The organism is Bacteriovorax sp. Seq25_V (assembly GCF_000447795.1).
In the GTDB taxonomy this organism is placed as follows: domain Bacteria; phylum Bdellovibrionota; class Bacteriovoracia; order Bacteriovoracales; family Bacteriovoracaceae; genus Halobacteriovorax_A.
Genome location: NZ_AUNI01000021.1, coordinates 246,202 through 264,533, shown reverse-complemented (window position 1 = coordinate 264,533; position 18,332 = coordinate 246,202). Strand labels below are relative to the sequence as shown.

Sequence of the window (18,332 nt, the reverse complement as noted above, 5' to 3'; positions counted from 1 at the left end):
GGAATGGTTAAAGATCGATTGATCTATTAACCTCTGATCTTTGGTGATTTGAATGAGTTTCATCTTCCTCTTTTCTTAGATAACTAGGAGTGTCTAGTTCATCTTCATCAAAGTTAATGAAACCTAATTTTTCTGCAATTGATCTTGTTCTAGTTGCAGTTTTATCAGTTGCTCTCTCTCTTGAGTGAGATGCATATGGATCTGCATTCCAAGCTGTGTCTACTTCTTTTTTAGAAGTTTCATATCTTGTAGCAGCTTCTCTAATTGAATCAGCTAGACCTGTTTTTGGTGCTTCTCCACCATCAAACATTCTATCTTCGTGCAATTGAGCCTGAGATTGTTGAGCTGGAGCCGCCGCAACTTCTTCATGGTGCATTGGTTGTTGCTCTACAACTGTTTGTTGTGGTGCTGTTCTATAAATTGGCGAACTTTCCCAGTTTTGCTCAACTGTTTCTACTTGCTGAGTTCTTTGTACAGGCGTTTCAACAGCAACATGTCTTTCTGGTGCTTGCATTTGAACAGTTTCAACTGATCTTGCTGGAGCAGTTGCAACTGGTCTTGAAGCAAAAGTTTCATTTCTAATTGCACCACCAAGTCCTGTTGCAACAACAGTAACTTTAATATTATCTTCTAGATTGTTATCAATAACTGAACCAAAGATAATTTCTGCATCATCATCAGCTGCTTCCATAATTAAAGTAACCGCTTCATTTACTTCGTGCATAGTCATAGACTCGTCACCAGTAATGTTGATAATAATCCCTGTCGCACCATCAATTGAAATATCTTCAAGAAGTGGAGAAGAGATTGCTTCAGTAGCAGCTTTAATTGCTCTATCTGGCCCATTGCAAAGACCTGTACCCATAAGAGCAAGTCCTTTGTTTGCCATAACAGTACTAACGTCAGCAAAGTCAGCATTGATGTGACCAGTAGTATTGATTAGGTCAGAAATACCTCTAACCGCATTAAGTAAAACTTCGTCCGCTTTTTTGAAAGTTTCAACTAAAGATAAACTTTCACCAGCTAGATAAAGTAGTCTTTGATTTGGAATAGTAATAAGTGAATCTACACTTTCCTCAAGAGTCGAGATACCTGTAGCAGCTTGTCTCATTCTCTTCTTACCTTCAAAAGTAAATGGCTTTGTTACAACACCAACAGTAAGCGCTCCTAGCTCTTTTGCAAGTTTTGCAATTACCGGTGCAGCACCTGTACCAGTTCCACCACCCATACCAGCAGTGATGAAAACCATATCTGATCCTTCTAGGATTTCTGATAACATTTCATATTCATCTAGAGCAGCTTTTCTTCCAACTTCTGGATTCGCTCCAGCCCCTAGACCTTTTGTTAATTCAACACCAAGTTGAATTTTAGTAGGCGCTAGAGATGCATTTAATGCTTGTGCATCTGTATTTGCTACGATGTATTCAACACCAGTTAGTCCCGCCTTAATCATCGTATTTACAGCATTGCAGCCACCGCCACCAACACCTACGACTCTAATTTTTGCTCCTGTAGTCACTGTTTCACCTGCCTTGTCAGAGATTTCAAACATAATTCCCCCTTACTATTAAAATATTTCTTTAAATACTGATTTAATTGAGTCACCTAGCTTTCCAATAAGATCTACATGCTCATGTTCAACTTTATCTTTTATTGCAACCGGACTCATTCTCTGTGATGCTTCGATTAGTAATCCAAGTACTGTTGAGAATTTTGGGTTTTGCATAACATTTGTCATTCCACCAAACGCCATTGGATATCCAAGTTTTAGAGGTTTTTCTAGGATATACTCTCCAAGTTCAGGCATACCTTTAATGAGAGCTCCACCACCAGTAATAACAACACCACCAGTAACTGAGTCTGATAATCCTTTCTCATCAAGAATATTTTTTACAAGATCAAATAATTCATCCGCTCTTGCTCCTAATACTTTTGCGATAAAACTTAATTGTACTTCTCTTGGTTTTGTTCCAGCGATTCCTTGCACTGTAATGTGTGCAGACTGATTTAGCCCTTCTGCTAATACACTTCCGTGATGTACTTTAATTCTCTCCGCTTCAGCGTGCGGAATTTTAAGTGCAACAGCAAGGTCGTTCGTGAAGTGATTCCCACCAACAGGAATAACCTGTGTGTGGATCAATGAACCATCTTTCCAAAATGCAAGATCAGTTGTTCCACCACCGATATCTACAAGTAGTGTTCCCATTTCTTTTTCTTCGTTAGAAAGAACTGACTCAGAAGAAGCAATTGGTTGAAGTGTAATATGATCGACGTGAATACCTGTTTGTTCCACGCACTTTACTAAATTCTGAATTAGAGAAATTGAACCTGTAACAATATGTACATGGGCCTCAAGTCTCGTTCCACACATTCCAATTGGATTTTTAATTCCATTTGTATTATCAACTCTATATTCTTGAGCGATTACATGAATAATATCTCTATCACTTGGCATAACAACTGCTTTAGCTGCTTCTAGAACTCTATCAACATCATCCTGAGTAATCTCGTTACCTTTAACAGCGACTACTCCAGAACTATTGAAGCTATAGATATGATTTCCAGCAATACCAATTGTTGCGCGTTCAATTTGAACACCGGCCATAAGCTTTGCTTCTTCAAGTGAATTTTGAATTGATTTGATTGTCTTATCGATATTAACGACAGAACCTTTTTTAAGCCCATGACTTGGATGAGTTCCAATACCAATAATCTCTAGTTCATTTCCAGGGTTTTGAATACCGACGATTGTACATACTTTTGTAGTACCTACGTCTAGACCGACAACGATATTTTTTTCTTTCATAGAGAATCCTTTCTCTTACCAAACAGAATCATTCTGTTAAATTGAAGGGTTATGAGGAAAATTTTTCCTCACATATCTATGAAAATTCTAGAATTACTCGTTAAACTTGACAACTACTTTTTTTGGATTTGTAAGATTTATAATTGTTGGTATCTTTTTGCCCTTGCTCATATAACCTACTATTTTCGTCAACTTATCCACTTTTAGATCCCATTCATCGGCCCCAAGAAAGACACTAGATGGTTGTCCTTTAAGTGAAAGTATCATCGTTAACTCGCTAGAATCATTTACGATTACTTCTGAGAGGTTTTTTCTGAACACAAGATCGAGATTGCTGATAATTTTTGTGATTCGCTTCTGGATTTCCTGATCCATGTCTCCAACAGGGATTGCAAGGAACGGAAGATTATAATCTAACTTTTTCTCACTTCGCAGAAGTACTTCATATGTTGGATCGAAAAGTTTCCCATTATCGACGAGAATCGCTTCGTAAGATTCTAGTCCATTTTCTTTATAAATTTGAACTTTCATCAACGGATTTGGACAATCATAGATAAAGCTTAACATGTTGTGAGTAGGATCATACTTAACTGTATAGTCGGTAACAAAATGTTTCTCTTTTAACTTTTCTCTATCAATTAAGTTTTTTACTTTTCTAAGGGATTGATTTTGCTCGAACTCTTTTACAAGCTTTAACGTAAAAGTTCCTGCTGCACGCGAAGGACATTTTCCAAAAGCCGTTCTATAACTAATCTTTTTTTCACTAAAGTCTGGTTTAGCTGCAAAGATTGATAATGATAATAGTGCAAGAATAACAACTTTCATTTTATACCTTTACTTCAAGTTCAAAATTAATTCCAAACTGCTGTTTAAGCTCGTGCTGAACAATTGAAATCAACTCTTTCACATCTTCGTAAGTTGCATTGTCAAAGTTCTCCATGAAATTTCCATGCTTATGACTAATGCGGATTCCACCAACTTGAAGTCCCTTAAGTCCAATTATATCAATAAATTTTCCGGCAGGGCAAGAAACACCTTCAAAGGAACTATTTTTAAAAACACATCCACATGTAAAAGATGACATTGGTTGGCTTGCATTTCTTTTTTGTAAATAATCTTTAATCAAAAATTTAATTTCTTCATCAATTCCAAAATGAACTAATTCAGCTGCAACTATTACATCTCCTGCATTCAAAAAATTGTTCTTGCGATAAGAAAAAGATTCTGGCGTTACATCGTGCTCTACTCGCTTCCCCTCTGATGTTAAGTACCAAACTTTTTTTACAACCTGACAAATTTCTCCAAGCCCTGTTCCAGCGTTCATAAACAATGCTCCGCCTATTGTCGCAGGAACCCCAGTGAAAACTTCCCAGCCCTTAAGACCAAACTTTGCAGCATGTGATGTTAGGGAACTAAGCCTTAGTGATGCAGGAACGAGATAGCTCTCTCTTGGCTCATTAAGTATTGCAGAGTCAAATTCGAATTTTAACATAAGATATGGAAGCTCACTTTTAGATTTTAAAAGTTGATTTGCTCCCATTCCCAGTACTATAAATTTCTGCTGATTATTTTTTAATGTTATCAACACTTCTTTCAGGGCCTGTTCATTAGTTACACTGATAAGATCACCAGAGGCCTGTAGACGCATTGTCGAAAACTTTGATAAGTCCTTATCAAGTTCAACTTCACAATTAGCTATATTTGCTAAGAGCTTATCTAACTTCATTATCTAGAACCCACTCTCTTATCTTCTTTCCAATAGAGCCTGCTCCAAGTGTTGCAATTGTAGAGTTTTTGTTTTCTTTAATCACTTGATCAAGATCTTCAAGAGAACCCATTGCCACGGCAAAATTTGGATGAAGTTTATTGATATCATTTACTAAAATCTCTGATTCAATACCAGCAATAGGCTTCTCACTCGCAGCATAGATTGGAGCAATATAAAGCTTATCAACATAGTTAAAGCAATGCAGAAATTGATTCCAGCAATCTCTTGTTCTTGTATAACGGTGTGGTTCAAAAATACAAACAACTTTACCTTTTCTCGTTTCTCTTAGTGTCTTAAGAGTCATTGAAATTTCAGTTGGATGATGACCATAATCATCAATAATTTCGACTTCTTCATTTTTGTACAACTGCTGAAATCTTCTACCAACACCATCAAATTCACGAATCGATTGTGCAATAGTTTCAACACTAATTCCCATTCTTGTCGCAACTGCGATAGCTCCGAGAGAATTTAGAACATTATGTTTTCCAGGAAGATTAATTGTGATTTGAGTCTTCTTGTCCCCTTTGATATACAGATCATAAGTTGCTTGAAAATCAGTCATTGTTATATTGCGGGCCTCAAAGTCAGCAGGATTATCTAACTCATCGCCAATTCCAAATGTACAAAATGGTTTTTTGATACGCTTAACGATATTCATTAATCTTTCGTCGTGTGCATTAAGTGCACAAAGACCATAGAATGGAACTTTATTAATAAATTGCTCGAAACTGTTAATTAAATTTTCTTCTGATCCATAGTGGTCCATGTGATCAAGATCGATATTCGTGACAACAGACATAATTGGATTTAGAAGCAGAAAAGAACCATCAGACTCGTCAGCTTCTGCAACAAGGAATTCTCCTTTTCCAACTTTTGCGTGTCCATTAAGATTTTTTACAATACCACCAATGATATAGGTTGGATCGTAATTACTAGATTGTAGTATTGTCGCAAGAAAACTTGTTGTCGTTGTTTTCCCATGTGTTCCAGCAATCGCCAGTCCATATTTCAAACGCATAAGTTCTGCTAGCATCTCTGCTCTTCTCATAACTGGAAGATTTTTTTCTCTTGCCCCAATCATTTCAGGATTTTCATCTGTAACTGCTGAGCTATAAATAATAACAGATGCCTCTTTAACATTCTCTTTTGCGTGACCAATAAATATTTCAGCCCCGAGTTCGCGAAGCCTCGCCACATTAGCAGACTCAGAAATATCTGAACCACTTACATTATATCCAAAGCTAAGTAAAACCTCAGCAATACCACTCATTCCAATCCCACCGATACCGATGAAATGTAGTTTTCCGTTGAAATTATCTTTAAACATCTACTGTCCCTTAAAATTAATTTGGAAGCTATTTTTTACCATTTTTTAACGTAGATGTCCCATTTTGTTAGGGAATTTTAAAATGACTCAGAGCTTCTCAGTTCAGCACTTCTGTTAACACAAGAAAATACCAGACCTACAGCTAGAATATTGGCTAAAAGTGATGAACCCCCATAACTAATAAATGGAAGGTTAAGCCCTTTTGTTGGAAGAAGGCCAAGTACAACTCCCATATTAAGAGCTGCCTGTAGGCCAATAATACTAATTATTAAAACGCAAATTTGTGTTGCTACTCTATCTTTCATTTCAAAACAAAGACGAAGCCCTAAATAAACAAACATTAGGAAGAGGCCAACCATTGATATCACCCCTAGAAATCCAAACTCTTCCCCTATCACGGAGAAAATAAAATCGTTGTGGGCCTCAGGAAGATAGAATAATTTTTCAAGAGAGTTCCCAACGCCTTTTCCAAAAAATCCACCGTTAGCAAATCCAATCCAAGATTGGATTACTTGGAAACCACTTCCCTGAGCATTTGCCCAAGGATCGAGAAAGGCAGTCAATCTCTTAACTCGATAGGGTTGCGCAAATAAGATCATCACACCCACGATAGATCCCAAACCAGTGAGACCATAAAAGACTTTACGTGAGAAACTACTAATAAAGCATGCTAAGAAGATTCCAATTGAGCAAATAAAAAATGTTCCGAAGTCTGGCTGTAGAATCAATAGAACTAACGGCATTAGTAAGTTTAATGAATATTGTATTCTCTTCTTTAAATCTAATGTTTCAAAATTTTCAAAAAGATATAGCGCTAAAAGTAATGTAGAGTACTTTGCAAACTCCCCTGGTTGAAGTGAAAAACCAGCAATGGCGATCCATCGATTAGCACCTTTTGCAAGGACTCCAAGACCAGGGATATAAGTTAACATAATTAAAAATGAAACAAAGATGTTGATGTAAAATGAATACTTGTACCAGAATTGGTACTTTGTTTTCGAAACAATAAATGCTCCAAGTAACGCAACAGTTGCAAAACCAAGCTGCCTAATGAAGAAATAGAGAGACGAGCCATAGTGCTCTTTGGAATACATATAACTTGCCGAGTACACCATGATGACTCCAATTGAAATCAATAAACCAATTGTAATCTTCAAAAGTCCCGAATATTTTTCTAAGTTATCTCTAAATTCCATATTTTAATTTTAAACTAATTAGTAAATATAGCAATAAAAAAGGCCAGCAATGCTGGCCTTCTCTTATAATTGATAAACAAGTTTTTTGAAATAGTTTCCACGTTCTTCGTAATCTCTAAAAAAGTCTGTTGCAGAGTTTCCTGGTGACAATAGAATAGTATCTCCAGTACGAGATTTCTGATATGCAAATAAGACAGATTCTTCAAATGATCCAACGATATAAGTTTGGTCGTGATCACCAAGAGCTCTATTCATTCTCTCTTTAGTTTCACCAACGAGAACAACAACACGTGCGTGCTTGATTAGAGCATCAGTGTAAGGCTCATAATCAAACTCTTCATCATCTTTACCACCAGCGATTAAGATAACAGAACCTTTAAATGCCTCAAGTGACTCAACCATGTCATCCATAGTTTCAGCTTTTGAATCGTTATAGAAAGAAACTCCGTTCTTCTCCATAAGGAATTCAAGTCTGTGTGGAATTCCAGGGAATTTTTCAATACAAAGTTGGATTGCCTTGTCTGAAACATCAAGGGCCTTACATGCAGTTACAGCAGCTAGTAAGTTTTCTCTATTATTTTGACCAACAATTCTCATTTTGCTAACGATAAACTCTGAGTGGTAGTTGATATTAGAGTGGATTCTTCTCTCGTGGAAATGTGTTCCTTGAATTTCATCCATCACGCCAAGGCTAACAAATGATCTTCTCGAGTACCAAGCAACTTGGCAGTTCGCGTTTCTAAAGAATGTATTATTAGCTAATTTATCAAAGTTACAAACAAGTACATCATCAGGAGATAAGCTCTTCACGATGCTAAGTTTTGTTTCCATGTACTCACCCATTGAAGTGAAGTGACGTGCAGGGTATTTTTCACCAATGCTTGTAAACACAACCATCTTCGGGTGAAACTCTGGGAGGCTTCTCATTTGAACAGCTGAAACCTCAACGATTACGTAATCGATTTCATCTCTATTTGGAAGCATGCAGTATTCAACGAATGGAGTATCGTCCGTTCCACCAACAAATACATTCTTTCCATCTTGCTTAAGAGAGAAACCGATCATATGTGCAACTGTCGTTCTTCCGTGAGTTCCACAAACAGCAATAATTGGTTTTCTACATAGTTTATTACCTAGAGCGAACTCAGAGTAAACTTCTTTACCATTCGCTCTCGCAAGTTCTAGTTGAGGAAGGTTTGGATCAACTGCAGAAGAGTAAACAACAACATCAGCATCAAGAAAATCATCATCTCTATGCTCACCGAAAGTCATCTCAAGTGCAGGTCTAATTTTCTTTAATTTCTTAACCTGCTTATTAAGATCGAAGATTGGTTTAATATCTGTAACTCTGATCTCGCAATCTAGAGTGTTAAAGAAATTGATGAGTTTGAAACCTGTTCTCCCAATACCAACGATTAGAATTTTCTTGTTTCTAAATCTCTCCATTATTTACCTCATTTTAAGTGTTGCAATCGCAGTGATTGCTAAAAATATACTAATAATCCAAAATCTTACGATAACTTTTGTCTCTGGCCATCCCATCAACTCAAAGTGATGGTGAATTGGTGCCATCTTAAATATTCTCTTCTTTCTAAGTTTGTAAGAAGAAACTTGCAAGATAACCGACAAGGCCTCAATAACAAAAATTCCACCAACAACAACAAAGAGAACTTCATTCTTTGTAAGAACCGCAATCGTACCTAGTGTTCCACCAAGCGAAAGAGATCCTACATCGCCCATAAAAATCTGTGCTGGGTAAGAGTTATACCACAAAAAGCCGACGCCCGCACCAACCATAGCAGCACAAAGTACAGCAAGCTCACCCACGTCTTCAACGTATGGAACAAGTAAATACTGAGCGATTTCCTTGTGCCCCGCAAAATATGCAAAGATCCCAAAAGTAGCCGCTGAAGTGATAATTGGACCTATTGCTAAACCATCAAGACCATCCGTTAGATTAACAGCATTACTTGAGCCAACAATTACGAAAGCACTAAATGCTAAGAACATAATTCCAAGCTCTAATATCGGGCCCTTAGCAAAGGGTACGTAGAGATCAGTTCCAATAATCGCATACTTCTGCATTAGCCAGTAAGCGACTCCAGCTGTTGCAAATTGCCACAATAGCTTTCCTTTAGCACTTACACCTTTTGTATTCTGCTTTGCAACTTTTGCATAATCATCAAAAAATCCGAGCGCAAAGTATGAAAGCATGACAAAGATAGAGATTAATAATGGCTTAGAATTAAAGTTACCAGTGAAAAGAAGTGAACCTAAAATTGAGCCAATGATAAAAACACCACCCATAGTCGGCGTTCCAGCTTTTTTAAGGTGAGATTCTGGGCCGTCATCACGAATAACTTGCCCGAACTGCTTACGCTGCATGAATTTGATAAACAAATTTCCCCAAATAATTGAGAAAACTGTCGCTAACAAGAAAGCAACAACAGCACGAAATGTAATATATCTAAAAATATTAAACGCAAAAAACTGATTACTCAGCGGATACAAAAAGTGATAGAGCATAAGATATCCAAATTAATAAGATAATATTAATAAGTTATATCTATTAATGACTCAAGTTGTAAAGAGCGGCTTGCCTTTAAGAATATAAATTCAACGCTTTCTATCAATTTTTTCCAATCAGTTTCTAACTCTGACTTTTGTTCAAAAACTAGAGCATTATCACCAAAGCCTGCTTTATAATGCTTTGCATAGCGCCCAACGAACGCAACATGTTTTACACCAAGCATTTTCAAAAGCTCTCCAATCTCATTGTGATACAACGGAGCCCTTTCTCCAAGTTCATTCATGTCCCCACAAACAAAAAGAGATTTCTCAAAATCCAAGTCCTCTCTTGTGCAGATTGACTCAATAGCTTTTCTCATTGATGAAGGATTTGCGTTGTAGGCATCAAGAAAAATTTTCTTTTCACCAATTGTAATCCACTGACTTCTTTTATTTGCAGGCAGCTTAATCATTGAAAAATTATTTGTTAGTTTTGCACTTTCTTCTGGGAATAAATTCTTTATCACAAAATATGCAAATTTTAGATTGAACTGATTGTAATCTTCTTTAATACCTTTATTGACTAAACTTTTTTCTAAATCATCAGAATTAAATTCAATCACCTTTGATTTCGTTTCTAAGGTAGATAGATAAGGATCATCTTTATTCAAAAAGAACTTCTCACCGTAACTTGTAACATATCTATAAAGAGCACCTTTTTCTTCGAGAATTCCTTCTTCACTTTTTAAAAATTCAATATGGGCTGAACCAATATTAGTTATTAGGCCAAAGTTTGGATTGGCAATGTTGCACAACACTTCAATTTCACCTGGATGGTTTGTCCCCATTTCAATGATCGCAAAACGATGAGTTGGTTTAACTTCAAATATAGTTAAAGGGACACCAATATGATTATTCAAATTTCCACTTGTTGAAATAACCGAATCATCAAAGATAATTTTAGAAAAAGCTAAAAGTAATTCTTTTGTTGTTGTTTTTCCATTTGACCCAGTAAGACTTAAAACTTTTCCATCGCATTCACTTTGCCACTTCCTAATCCAATAAGCGGCACTTGCTTGTAAAAATTCCAAGGAATTCTCTACGCAAATAAATAATCTATCGGCATAGTTTTCAAAGAGCTTTTTAACTTTAACTTGTCTATTTTCTTCCTCTGGTCCAGACTCAAAAACAACAACTTCGACTCCCGACTCTAGCGTTTGAGCGAGATATTTGTATCCATCAAAGTTATCACCTTTCAAAGCGATGAATACATTCTTTCCTTCAGTATTTCTTGAATCAGTAGTTAGTGAAATCTCTCGATCACTAAAACTACCAAAAGAATACTTAATACCTTTAATGTTTTTAAAATCAATTATCTTCATTTTTTAGTATCTCAATTTTATTTTTTACTTCTTCAATATCACTAAAATGATGCTTTACACCCATTATATCCTGATATTCTTCATGACCTTTCCCTGCGATTAAGACAATAGTATCCCTACTATAGCTTCGAACAGATAAATCAATTGCCTTTTTTCTATCTACACATATAGTAATACATTTATCATCTTCATGACCTTTAACGATATCTGAAATTATTTGTTCAGGATCTTCTGTACGTGGATTATCGGTCGTTACAATTACTTCATCGGAACTAGGAAGTGCTGCTTCAAGCATTTTTACTCGTTTCGCTCGATCTCTATCTCCTCCACATCCAAAGACAGTGATTATCTTATGATTTGGGAACGCCTTTCTTGTTTCTGAGCAAAGATTTAATATTGCATCAGGGGTGTGTGCATAATCAACAACGTAAGAAGATTTTTCATATGAAAAAAGATTGAATCGACCTTTAGGTAAATCAATATCTGTAGGTATTACTATTTTTTTTCCCAGTGCTTCAACTACCAGTGAATTCGCTAAACTTATATTTTTTAAGTTAAAGCTCATTTGAAAGCTATCTTTTAAATATGAGACGTCTACTTGTGGAGCAACAGTATATTTAATACTTGCTTTATCAAGAAGGTTTTTAAGCTCATCTTCACCTGCAGGGATATATAGCTTATTTGCATGTTCCAAAATTTTTACTTTTGCTAAGAAGTAATTCTCTAATGTCCCATGATAGTCCAAATGATCTTGAGTGAGATTAGTGAAGCCCGCACTTATTAGTTCAATACCTTTTAGTCTTCCCTGCGCTAAAGCATGGCTAGACACTTCGATACATGCAAAATCATATGTCGATAAAGTATGTAGAATTCTTTTTAAATCAATTGCTGATGGTGTTGTTGCCCCTGGGGAAGGAAGTAGTTCCTTCTCTCCATCAAAGACTCCAATTGTTCCAATAGTGAAAGCCTTCTGCCCATTTGCACTTAGAATTTGCTGACACAAGTGAACAATCGTCGACTTTCCATTTGTCCCAGTTACTCCAATAACTTTTACTTTAGACCAATTTGGATAGACATCATTACAAAGTTTTTCTTGAAGATTTAAGAATTCATCCTCATTAACTAAGACCACACGGTCGTCTTCACAATTCCATTGTTCTACTGAATAAACATATACGACTTGTGCTTGCGAATTCTTTAATCGCTCAATAAAGAGGTCTTTGTTTTTCTGCCCTTCGTTGATTCGATAAAAAACAGCAGAATTACTATCTGCATCTTGGATATTCGTTGTAACTGATTTAATTGTGTGTGCGTTATTCATAAGTTGGAGGAGTATATTTTAATTTCACAACATCATTCTTAGATACTGTTCCCCCTGCCTCTATCGATTGATTCGTAACCACCCCTATTCCAGAATGAACTAAATCAATACCTAATTTATCAGCAAGGTTTTGCGCAGATTTTTTGTCAAGTCCAATAAAGTTAGGAATTCTTCCATTACCAAATGTTCTTTTAGATGATTGTGTTACCTTTACAGAATCAAATGCATCAGCATTTTTATATTCATTATTCTCTGCAAGTTTTTCAAATTCCTTATTCTTATAAAGTAAAAACTCTGTAACTTTTTTAAATACAGGACCAGCAACGGTATTTCCATAATACGACTTTCCTGGTGCTGGATTATCGATATATACATAGACAACAAATTTATTTTCTACGCCAACTGGATAACCTAAGAAGCCAGGAATATAACCTTTATACATACCAGAAGCATCTGATCTCTGAGCAGTACTTGTCTTAGCGGCAATTGTAAAATAAGGAACTCTTCCCTGTGTTGCTGTTCCTTTTTCAACAGTCTCAACCATCATCTGAGTTAATTCTTCAGCTGTTTTCTCAGAAATAATTCTCTTCTTTACTACTTTGTTTGGGTCATCGACTTTTAAAATTGTAGGAGTAACATAATTTCCGCCATTAGCGATTGCAGCATAAGCCGCCATCATCTGGATACCTGTCGTTGCGACACCTTGACCAAAACTAATATTACTTAAAGAAAGTGGAGAGACATTTTTATCATCGGTAAAAATACCACGCGATTCTCCAGGAACCTCTACTCCTGTCTTTTCACCGATATTAAACTTCACAACAGTTTCTTTTAACTTTGGAAATGTTAGATCAAATGCAATTTTAGTTGTACCAACATTCGATGAGTGTTGAACGATCTCAGATACAGAAAGCCATTCAAATTTCTTTCTTGATTCTGCTTCAGTGATTATATGATCTTCAACCTTCAGTCGACCTTGCTCACAATAATAATTTGTATTTGGTCTTACAATCTTATGCTCAAGAGCAGAAGCTACTGTTAATAACTTGAACGTTGACCCTGGTTCAAAAGGATCACTTACAAACGGAAGCTTTCTATGAATACTTTCACTTGTTGTTGGATCATTTGGATCAAAAGCCGGATAGTTTGCCATCGCAAGAATCTCTCCAGTTTCAACATTCATTACACCAACACCGCCACGAAATGCCTCAACTTCTTCAACAGCTTCTTTTAGGTGCTTTTCAGCTACGGCCTGAAGATCTTTATCAATACTTAAATAAAGGTCTTTTGCGCGATCTCCAGTATTTTGTGAAACAAATCTTACGGGACGACCTTTATTATCGATTACATATTTTATAATTTGAGGTTCACCTTGAAGTTCTTTATCAAACTGATGTTCGAGACCAGATAGTCCATCGTTATCAACTCCAACAAATCCTAGAACTTGTGCGGCTAGTTCATGGTTAGGATAAAATCTTTTTGGAATTTCTTCACCGTATACACCAGGAATATCTTTTAACTCATCAAACTGCTCTGAAGTTAGACTTACTTTACGAGCGATCCAAGTAAACTTACCTCTTTCTTCAACATTTTTTTTCAGTTCTTTTGCATTAACATCTGGAATTATTTTAGCAATTTTTGTGTATGCTTCATCAGATTTGATATTTTTAGGAATCGCAAAGATACTATAAGTACGAACGTTAATCGCTAAAGGATTCCCATTTCTATCATAAATATGTCCACGACGCGGATATACTTTTCTTTCTCTAAAAAATTGTTTGCTTGCTTTTGAAAGTAAGTGCTCTTTATCTACTACTTGAACTTTTAATGCTTTAAATATTACAGCAGTAAAAGCTAAACAGAAAAAAATAAAAATAAATTGTATGCGCTTCTTTTCAATTTCTTTCATAGTTCTCTACGGCACAACAATAATCTGATGTTGCTTCGGTTGAGCAAGATCGTGCTTTTTAGCCATTTTTCTTAAGTTATTAATTGAAAGGTATTTTGCTTTCTTAGCCTTTAGTTCCTTTCCTTCTACTTTTACTTTCTCTACATCTTTTTGAATTGAGTTAATCTGATAATTCATCTCAACACCTTTCATTCTAAATAGTACAAAGAGGATTGTTACTGTGATCAGGCAAAGAACAATTGGCATTCCTTGAGCACTAAAAAAGATATTTTTAAATTTCTCTTTAAATGCGCCTGTAACGTTGATGTTTTTGCTTCTTTGAGCTCTCGTCCCTGAGGTCATTCTTGTTCTCCTATCTTAGAAAACTGAGCATACTTATTCTTGCTCTTTACTCTTTTGCTTTCGATTCTTCTTAGCACTCTTAGTTTAGCACTTCTTGAGCGTGAATTTTCTTTTATTTCCTCATCGGATGGAATAATCGGCTTTTTCGTCACCACTTCACAAAGAACACCATCTTCTTTAAGTTCATAATTTTTAAATTCATGCTTCACAATCCTATCCTCAAGAGAATGGAATGTTATTACTAATAGTTTACCACCTTTTTTTAATAAAGGAATTATCTGAGGAATCACGTCGGTTAATACCGATAACTCCTTATTCACCTCAATTCTCAAGGCCTGAAAACATTTAGTAGCAGGATGTATCTTTCCATAACGTAGTTTAGCGGGATAACTCTCACGAATAAGTTCCGCTAACTCAGTTGTTGTCTCTATAGGGGCAATTAATCTCTTCTCGAGAATATTTGCAACAATCTTCTTTGTAAATTTCTCTTCACCAAAGGCATAGAAGATTTTTGAAAGTTCTTCACCACTATAGTTATTAATAATATCTTTTGCTGTTTGGATTTCATCATTATCAAAATCCATTCTCATATCGAGAGGTGCTTCCATTCGAAACGAAAAACCTCTATCACCAGCATCGAAATGATGAGAGGAAACACCGAGATCAAGTAACACGCCATCGAGACCACCATGGCCTTCGAGAAGTTCAGCTTTCTGGTTCTTTACCACTTCTTCAAAATGAACAAAGTTTGAATCGACGAGATGAAGTCTATCCCCAATATTTCTCGCCGCAATTAGTTCACGACCATTTCTTAATGCATCAGGGTCTTGATCAAAAGAAATAAGCGAAGAACGTTTATCTCTTTCGACAATCGCAAGTGAGTGACCGCCTCCCCCAAATGTACAGTCAGCAAAAAGCGGACGATACGAAGGATCATCACTAATACCTTCATACAATAGATCAAGGCATTCTTTCTTTAATACAGAGTAGTGTTCCGTATATGTCATTATTTTAAAATCACTTCCATCCACTCTTTTTGAGCTTCTGTCCAAAGGTCTTTAGGAGTCATCACACCCACAGCATTCTCTTTTACAAATGAAATTGGGTTTGCTACCAGATCTGGGATGAGCTTTAGAATTAACTTCTGCACTGTTTGATTATTAGTTGTCATAACTTTCATAATTTCATCAACAGCACAATGCTCTTCTTTCCAACAGTCATAATCTGTAACCATTGCAATTGTTGCATAAGCAATTCCCGCCTCTTTCGCAAGATAAGACTCTGGTACGTTTGTCATACCAATAACTGAAGCTCCGAATGAACGATATAGTTCCGACTCTGCTCTCGAAGAAAATTGTGGGCCTTCGATACAGATATAACTTCCGCCTTTATGGGCATTAATATCAAGCTCCATACAAGTTTTATGAATTCTTTCTTGAAGAACTTTTTCTACAGGGTAAGCTGTCGACACATGAGCAACGATACCTTCACCAAAGAAAGTTCTCTCTCTCTTACCTTTTGTCCAGTCAATAAACTGATCAGGAAGTACAAAGTGAGTCGGGGCATGCTCTTCTTTCAGTGATCCAACAGCTGACACACTAATGATCACATCAACACCTAATTTTTTAAGGGCATATATATTCGCTCTATAATTTACTTCATGTGGGAGAATTTTATGACCGCGTGCGTGCCTTGGCAAAAAGTAACACTCAGCTCCATTAACCTCAGCCTGAATAACTGCATCACTTGGTGCTCCAAATGGTGTTTCAACAATATGCTCTGCAACAATCTTAATATTATCTAAAGAATAAATACCACTTCCACCAATAATACCTAACTTTTGCATACAGTCTCTCCTACAAATTTGACTTCTGGCCTATTAGAGTGCCAAAATTTTAATTCTGTATAATGTTACTTCGAAGGTAGTGATCTTTAAAGTTTTTCTTATAAAGAATATGACTGATTTAGACTTTAAATTGAATAAACATTTTTATGAAAATATTGACCTCGTTAAGAACAAAACGAGTCGGTATAAATCACGCATTTCACGCTCAAAGTCATTTCTTAGAGATGCGACAAAGTTTTCAAAAACTGATCTTCAGAATAAATTAAAATCGCTGACGTCAAACCCAAGCCCGCGAGAGGCGGTTTTCCTTCTTCGAAACCTACTAAACTCTGGTGTATGGATTGGTCAGTCAACTCTTCGTTATCTTGTTTCAATGATCGACTTCACAAATAAGGGTGATCTTGCTGAAATGACACCTAGCCAGGCGAGCATTCTTAAAAGAGTGTCTCAAGGTAATACCATTGAAGAATTTAGCGATGAAGAAATTTTTAAAACTATCTATAATGAGATTGAGTACTCGTTCTACTATCCAGATCACAAGCCAATGCTTGAAATTCCACGTCTTAATTGCACACTGGTATTAGTACCAGGAGTATTTAATGAGTTGTTTTCTTCGGCGGCATTTGAAAGAGCGGCAATTCACCTTCAAGAGAAATATGGTATTGAATATTTCACTCCTCGCGTGAATGGGTTCAAGTCTTGTGAACACAATGCAAAGCTACTAGACAGACAAGTTAAGTCCTACGTTAGAAAACATCCAAAGCAAAAACTCTGGTTTATTTGTTATTCTAAAGGTGGACTTGATTCTCTTCATTTCTTAAAAGAGAATGCTGATTTTGCAAATCAACATATACTTGGAATATCGACTATCGCTTCACCTCTACTAGGCTCTGATCATCTAAACAGTAGAATGTTCAAAGTTTTAAACTCAGTTCATAATTTTTCAGATACAAAAATTTATAAAGCGTTGAATGAAAAAACAGATGTAATGGCAAAAGAGTTTCAAAAATCAATCTCATCTACATTTCAACGTCCATGGCTTAGAAAAAATCATGAGAAACTTCCTAGCAAGCTTTTTTACACTGCAATTGGTTTTGAAAGTGAATGGTACCAAAGTCATGTTTGGATGATGCTTGCCAAGGGTTTTTTAAAAAGTAACATGAAAAATGATGGTGTTGTTGATGCTGAAAATTCTTTATTCCCTTATTATTTTGATAAGGGAACAAATCTTGGAATTATTCGTGGTCATCACTTAGTTGGAACGCGCTCTAGCTATTTCTGCCAAGAAGCGCTTCTAGAATCTTTAATTATATATCTGAACTACAAGGGTCTAGTTTCATAGACCACCTTTTAAATTCATCAGAACAAGCTTCGTAATTGATTTTAGAGTTGTGAAAACTCCGTCGCCCTTAGTTGCAACACCTTCAAACTCAGGACGTTGATACTGATTAAGAGTTAAGCTCATATCTTCAACAGACGAAACATTTGGAAGATCTCTTTTGTTCCACTGAAAAACAAGAGGGATTTTTTCAATATCATAACCTTGCTCAGCAAGATTAGACTGCAAGCTTTTTAAACTTTCGATATTTGCTTCCATTCTTTCAAGCTGGCTATCTGCAACGAAAACCACTCCATCAACACCACGTAAGATTAACTTACGTGAAGATTCATAGAAAACTTGCCCTGGAACAGTATAGAGATGAAAGCGAGTTCTAAATCCTCTAATCTCTCCCAAATCTAATGGAAGAAAATCAAAGAAGATAGTTCTTTCATTCTCTGAATTAAGAGAAACCATCTCTCCCTTATTCTCTCCAGCAGACTTCTTATATACGTATTGAATATTAGTCGTCTTACCACCCAGGCCTGGGCCGTAATAAACTATCTTACAATTAATTTCTTTAGTCTTGTAATTTACAAAAGACAC

At 36.1% G+C, this 18,332-nt stretch carries 16 protein-coding genes; 1 reads left to right on the top strand and 15 read right to left on the bottom strand.

All coding sequences use genetic code 11. The features are described 5' to 3' along the window. Positions 1-7: 7 nt before the first annotated feature. From ftsZ to mtnP, 14 genes are all read right to left on the bottom strand, one after another. Positions 8-1,552, bottom strand: a complete 1,545-nt coding sequence (ftsZ, locus tag M900_RS17460) for a cell division protein FtsZ (protein ID WP_021275803.1) — start codon at positions 1,550-1,552, stop codon at positions 8-10. A 15-nt stretch (positions 1,553-1,567) separates the two neighbouring features. Beyond that, the gene (gene ftsA, locus M900_RS15985) at positions 1,568-2,806 is read right to left on the bottom strand and encodes a cell division protein FtsA (protein ID WP_021275926.1); all 1,239 of its coding nucleotides are present in this window, start codon (positions 2,804-2,806) and stop codon (positions 1,568-1,570) included. Between the two features lie 93 nt (positions 2,807-2,899). Then, complete coding sequence (locus tag M900_RS15980; RefSeq protein WP_021275745.1) at positions 2,900-3,631, bottom strand: hypothetical protein; 732 nt, start codon at positions 3,629-3,631, stop codon at positions 2,900-2,902. Position 3,632: 1 nt separating this feature from the next. Beyond that, the gene (gene murB / locus M900_RS15975) at positions 3,633-4,532 is read right to left on the bottom strand and encodes a UDP-N-acetylmuramate dehydrogenase (protein WP_021275933.1); all 900 of its coding nucleotides are present in this window, start codon (positions 4,530-4,532) and stop codon (positions 3,633-3,635) included. Next, positions 4,519-5,904 carry a UDP-N-acetylmuramate--L-alanine ligase gene (gene murC, locus M900_RS15970; protein ID WP_021276020.1) on the bottom strand — a complete coding sequence of 462 codons (1,386 nt, stop codon included), beginning with the start codon at positions 5,902-5,904 and terminating at the stop codon, positions 4,519-4,521. Before murC ends, murB begins: the two co-directional genes overlap by 14 nt. Before the next feature lie 77 nt (positions 5,905-5,981). Beyond that, on the bottom strand, positions 5,982-7,100 hold the full coding sequence (gene ftsW / locus M900_RS15965) for a putative lipid II flippase FtsW (RefSeq protein ID WP_021275688.1): 1,119 nt from the start codon (positions 7,098-7,100) through the stop codon (positions 5,982-5,984). A gap of 63 nt (positions 7,101-7,163) precedes the next feature. Continuing rightward, positions 7,164-8,546 (bottom strand): UDP-N-acetylmuramoyl-L-alanine--D-glutamate ligase, encoded by a 1,383-nt coding sequence (gene murD / locus M900_RS15960; RefSeq protein ID WP_021275793.1) that lies wholly within the window; start codon positions 8,544-8,546, stop codon positions 7,164-7,166. Between the two features lie 3 nt (positions 8,547-8,549). Continuing rightward, positions 8,550-9,626 (bottom strand): phospho-N-acetylmuramoyl-pentapeptide-transferase, encoded by a 1,077-nt coding sequence (gene mraY, locus M900_RS15955; protein WP_021275989.1) that lies wholly within the window; start codon positions 9,624-9,626, stop codon positions 8,550-8,552. A gap of 26 nt (positions 9,627-9,652) precedes the next feature. After that, positions 9,653-10,990 carry a UDP-N-acetylmuramoyl-tripeptide--D-alanyl-D-alanine ligase gene (murF, locus tag M900_RS15950; protein WP_021276005.1) on the bottom strand — a complete coding sequence of 446 codons (1,338 nt, stop codon included), beginning with the start codon at positions 10,988-10,990 and terminating at the stop codon, positions 9,653-9,655. Beyond that, positions 10,977-12,311 (bottom strand): Mur ligase family protein, encoded by a 1,335-nt coding sequence (locus tag M900_RS15945; RefSeq protein ID WP_021275746.1) that lies wholly within the window; start codon positions 12,309-12,311, stop codon positions 10,977-10,979. Before M900_RS15945 ends, murF begins: the two co-directional genes overlap by 14 nt. Beyond that, positions 12,304-14,220 (bottom strand): penicillin-binding protein, encoded by a 1,917-nt coding sequence (locus tag M900_RS15940; RefSeq protein ID WP_021275797.1) that lies wholly within the window; start codon positions 14,218-14,220, stop codon positions 12,304-12,306. Before M900_RS15940 ends, M900_RS15945 begins: the two co-directional genes overlap by 8 nt. Positions 14,221-14,226: 6 nt before the next feature. After that, positions 14,227-14,562: a hypothetical protein gene (locus M900_RS15935; protein ID WP_021275916.1), complete on the bottom strand. Its 336-nt coding sequence runs from the start codon at positions 14,560-14,562 to the stop codon at positions 14,227-14,229. Then, entirely contained in the window at positions 14,559-15,569 is a 1,011-nt protein-coding gene (gene rsmH / locus M900_RS15930) for a 16S rRNA (cytosine(1402)-N(4))-methyltransferase RsmH (protein ID WP_021276025.1), read from the bottom strand. The genes M900_RS15935 and rsmH overlap by 4 nt, the downstream gene beginning before the upstream one ends. Further along, complete coding sequence (gene mtnP / locus M900_RS15925; protein ID WP_021275680.1) at positions 15,569-16,408, bottom strand: S-methyl-5'-thioadenosine phosphorylase; 840 nt, start codon at positions 16,406-16,408, stop codon at positions 15,569-15,571. Before mtnP ends, rsmH begins: the two co-directional genes overlap by 1 nt. A gap of 109 nt (positions 16,409-16,517) precedes the next feature. Here mtnP and M900_RS15920 point away from each other — a divergent pair, with 109 nt between their 5' ends. Beyond that, entirely contained in the window at positions 16,518-17,750 is a 1,233-nt protein-coding gene (locus tag M900_RS15920) for a lecithin:cholesterol acyltransferase domain protein (protein ID WP_021275925.1), read from the top strand. Here the strand turns inward: M900_RS15920 and M900_RS15915 are convergent. After that, entirely contained in the window at positions 17,745-18,332 is a 588-nt protein-coding gene (locus M900_RS15915) for an ATP/GTP-binding protein (protein WP_021275813.1), read from the bottom strand. The genes M900_RS15920 and M900_RS15915 overlap by 6 nt on opposite strands.

What these genes read in the sequence shown, in the direction of transcription:
- ftsZ (WP_021275803.1), bottom strand. Translation starts at nt 1,552, where the DNA reads ATGTTTGAAATCTCTGACAAGGCAGGTGAAACAGTGACTACAGGAGCA.
- ftsA (WP_021275926.1), bottom strand. Translation starts at nt 2,806, where the DNA reads ATGAAAGAAAAAAATATCGTTGTCGGTCTAGACGTAGGTACTACAAAA.
- M900_RS15980 (WP_021275745.1), bottom strand. Translation starts at nt 3,631, where the DNA reads ATGAAAGTTGTTATTCTTGCACTATTATCATTATCAATCTTTGCAGCT.
- murB (WP_021275933.1), bottom strand. Translation starts at nt 4,532, where the DNA reads ATGAAGTTAGATAAGCTCTTAGCAAATATAGCTAATTGTGAAGTTGAA.
- murC (WP_021276020.1), bottom strand. Translation starts at nt 5,904, where the DNA reads ATGTTTAAAGATAATTTCAACGGAAAACTACATTTCATCGGTATCGGT.
- ftsW (WP_021275688.1), bottom strand. Translation starts at nt 7,100, where the DNA reads ATGGAATTTAGAGATAACTTAGAAAAATATTCGGGACTTTTGAAGATT.
- murD (WP_021275793.1), bottom strand. Translation starts at nt 8,546, where the DNA reads ATGGAGAGATTTAGAAACAAGAAAATTCTAATCGTTGGTATTGGGAGA.
- mraY (WP_021275989.1), bottom strand. Translation starts at nt 9,626, where the DNA reads ATGCTCTATCACTTTTTGTATCCGCTGAGTAATCAGTTTTTTGCGTTT.
- murF (WP_021276005.1), bottom strand. Translation starts at nt 10,990, where the DNA reads ATGAAGATAATTGATTTTAAAAACATTAAAGGTATTAAGTATTCTTTT.
- M900_RS15945 (WP_021275746.1), bottom strand. Translation starts at nt 12,311, where the DNA reads ATGAATAACGCACACACAATTAAATCAGTTACAACGAATATCCAAGAT.
- M900_RS15940 (WP_021275797.1), bottom strand. Translation starts at nt 14,220, where the DNA reads ATGAAAGAAATTGAAAAGAAGCGCATACAATTTATTTTTATTTTTTTC.
- M900_RS15935 (WP_021275916.1), bottom strand. Translation starts at nt 14,562, where the DNA reads ATGACCTCAGGGACGAGAGCTCAAAGAAGCAAAAACATCAACGTTACA.
- rsmH (WP_021276025.1), bottom strand. Translation starts at nt 15,569, where the DNA reads ATGACATATACGGAACACTACTCTGTATTAAAGAAAGAATGCCTTGAT.
- mtnP (WP_021275680.1), bottom strand. Translation starts at nt 16,408, where the DNA reads ATGCAAAAGTTAGGTATTATTGGTGGAAGTGGTATTTATTCTTTAGAT.
- M900_RS15920 (WP_021275925.1), top strand. Translation starts at nt 16,518, where the DNA reads ATGACTGATTTAGACTTTAAATTGAATAAACATTTTTATGAAAATATT.